The 2,537-nt window shown below is 70.7% G+C and carries 4 protein-coding genes; 2 read left to right on the forward strand and 2 right to left on the reverse strand.

The features are described 5' to 3' along the window. Positions 1 to 838: PLP-dependent aminotransferase family protein (locus tag ABYX71_RS11480; protein WP_372696630.1), on the forward strand; the 838-nt coding region annotated here is incomplete at its 5' end. Here the strand turns inward: ABYX71_RS11480 and ABYX71_RS11485 are convergent. Beyond that, positions 835 to 1,506, reverse strand: coding sequence for a GntR family transcriptional regulator (locus tag ABYX71_RS11485; RefSeq protein ID WP_372696631.1), 672 nt, complete (start codon positions 1,504 to 1,506; stop codon positions 835 to 837). The two genes, ABYX71_RS11480 and ABYX71_RS11485, sit on opposite strands and share 4 nt — an antisense overlap. 128 nt (positions 1,507 to 1,634) lie before the next feature. On the opposite strand from ABYX71_RS11485, the gene ABYX71_RS11490 reads away from it, so the two are divergent. After that, positions 1,635 to 1,769, forward strand: coding sequence for a hypothetical protein (locus ABYX71_RS11490; RefSeq protein WP_372696632.1), 135 nt, complete (start codon positions 1,635 to 1,637; stop codon positions 1,767 to 1,769). A gap of 18 nt (positions 1,770 to 1,787) precedes the next feature. On the opposite strand, the gene ABYX71_RS11495 is transcribed toward ABYX71_RS11490, so the two are convergent. Then, positions 1,788 to 2,537: PHP domain-containing protein (locus ABYX71_RS11495; protein ID WP_372696633.1), on the reverse strand; the 750-nt coding region annotated here is incomplete at its 5' end.

Genomic DNA, 2,537 nt, shown 5'->3' on the forward strand with positions numbered 1-2,537 from the left:
CGTGGTGGCCATCGAGTCGCCCACGTTCTACGGCCTGCTGCAGGCGCTCGATTCCCTGCAACTGGAGGCGCTGGAGATTCCCACCGACCCGGTGGACGGCCTGTCGCTGGAGGCACTGCAGCTGGCACTGGAGCAATGGCCGGTGCGCGCCTGCATCGCCACGCCGAACTTCAGCAACCCGCTCGGGTACTGCATGTCCGAGTCGCGCAAGCGGCGCCTGCTGACGCTGCTCGGTGCCCGTGGCGTGCCGCTGATCGAGGACGACATCTACGGCGATCTCGGCTTCGGCCCGCGCCGGCCGCCGCCGTGTCTGGCGCTCAGCGAGGGCACCGGCGCCGAGGTGCTGTACTGCGCGTCGTTCTCCAAGACCCTGTCGCCGGGGCTGCGCGTGGGCTGGCTGGTGCCGGGGCGCCACCAGGCGCGGGTGGAGTACCTCAAGTACGTGCTGAATCTGGCCAGCCCCACGGTGCCGCAGCTGGCGCTGGCGGACGTGCTGCACAGCGGCGGGTACGAGCGCCACCTGCGCACCGTGCGCGGCGACTACGCGCGTGCCGTGGGGCGGATGATCGAGGCGGTGACGCGGCATTTCCCTGCCGGCACGCGCATCACCCAGCCGGCCGGCGGTTTCGTGGTGTGGGTGGAACTGGCACCGCAGGTGGACAGCCTGCGCCTGGCGCAGCTGGCCCGCGCCGAGGGGGTGAGCATCGCACCGGGGCCGATCTTCTCGGCCACGCAGAAGTATCGGAACTTCATGCGCCTGTCGTGCGCCAGCCGCTGGGACGGCCGCGTCGAGGCGGCCCTGGCGCGACTGGCGCGCCTGCTGGATGCGGCCGGCTAGTGGTCGGCTGACGGTGGTGTCTGCAGGGCGTTGTGGACACGCAGGAACCGTTCTATCAGGCCGCGCAACTGCTGGCCGGCGCCAATGCCGTCGCCGACGGTCAGCGCCTTCAAGGCCGCCTGGTGACCGCCAATGAAATCGACAAGTTCGTGGCTCACGCGCTGGGCGGCGACGCGGGTGCGTAGTTCCCAGTGCTGAAAGTCCCAAACGCGCAAAAACTCGCGGTTGCCGGACATCATGATGATGTGCCGATGGAAACGCTGGATGGCGCGGCTGTAGGCCTGCGCGTCCTGTGCCGCGGCGGCCCGCTCGAGGTCGGCCAGTGCGTGTGACAGCGTGAGCAGGTCCTCCGCCAGGCATGGAACGGCCAGCTGTGCCGCCCGTTCTTCGAGCGTGGCGCGCAGTTCGTAGGCGTCGGTCAGGCGGGCGGGGTCCACGCCGCACCTCCAGGTGCCGAGACTTGGCTGGGAGCGCACCAGGCCGATCATCTCGAGCGCGTACAGCGCCTCGCGCACGGGTGCCCGGCTGGTGTTGAACTCGTCGGCCAGCGTTGTGTCTTTCAGCTGCGTGCCCGGCGGATAGCTGCCCTCCAGAACGCGCTCGGCGATGATTCCCCGCAGCCGGTCGCTGAGTCGAAGGGACGGTGAGGGAGTGGCGCTGGTCGTCATGTGTCGGTCATGCGGTGGTGAAGGGGCGCGGGAGGCGCGTGTGTCTGCCCGCGGAGCGCCCTGGTAAGCGACAGGGTATCGATAATGCGCCGCCGCGGGGACAGAAGGCCACGCCGGGCGTTGATCCTGTGCACGGACCGGGCGTGGCCGGCGGCCTGGGGGGCAGGGATGTGCTGGCGGCGGAGATTGTCGAGAACCTGGAGGCGGCGCTGGCGCAGTTTCGCAGCGTGACCCTGGAGTTGGTGGGGGAGGGCGACGACTGACGCGCGGTTTGGCGGGCCTCAGCCGCGCCGCAACACCTCCCGCAGCGTGTCCAGCGGGCGCGTGTTGAGCACGTCCGCCGCCTCCAGCCAGCCGCGGCGGGCCTGGCCGATGCCGTAGTCGAGGTTGTTGAAGTCGTCCACGGTGTGGGCGTCGGAGCTGATGGCGACCAGCACGCCTTCTTCCCTGGCCATGCGGGCGTGGACGTCGGTGAGGTCCAGGCGCTTGGGCTGGGCGTTGAGTTCCAGAAAGCAGCCGCGCCGGCGGGCGTGGCGGACGAGCCGCAGCCAGTCGAGTTCGATGGGCGGGCGCTTGCCGAGTTCGCGGCAGCCGGGGTGGGCCAGCAGGTGCAGGTGCGGGTGATCCATGGCGCGCATGAGGCGTTTGAGCTGCCGCGCCGGTGACAGGTCGAAGTGGCTGTGCACGGCGCCGATGACGATGTCGAGCTGGCCGAGCACGTCGTCCGGCAGGTCGAGCCGGCCGTCTTCGAGGATGTCCACCTCGATGCCCTTGAGCAGCACGATGCCGTCGAGCCGCGCGTTCAGCGCGTCGATGGCCTCGCACTGCTGGAGCAGGCGCGCGGTGTCCAGGCCGTGGGCCACGGTGAGGCGCTGCGAGTGTTCGGTGATGGCCAGGTAGGTCAGCCCGGCGGCGCGGGCGGCGGCGGCCAGTTCCTCCAGCGTGGCGTTGCCGTCGCTGGCGCGGCTGTGGCAGTGCAGGTCGCCCTTGAGGTCGGCGCGCTCGATCAGGCGCGGCAGCGGCGCGCGCGC

Source organism: Immundisolibacter sp. (assembly GCF_041625615.1).
In the GTDB taxonomy this organism is placed as follows: domain Bacteria; phylum Pseudomonadota; class Gammaproteobacteria; order Immundisolibacterales; family Immundisolibacteraceae; genus Immundisolibacter.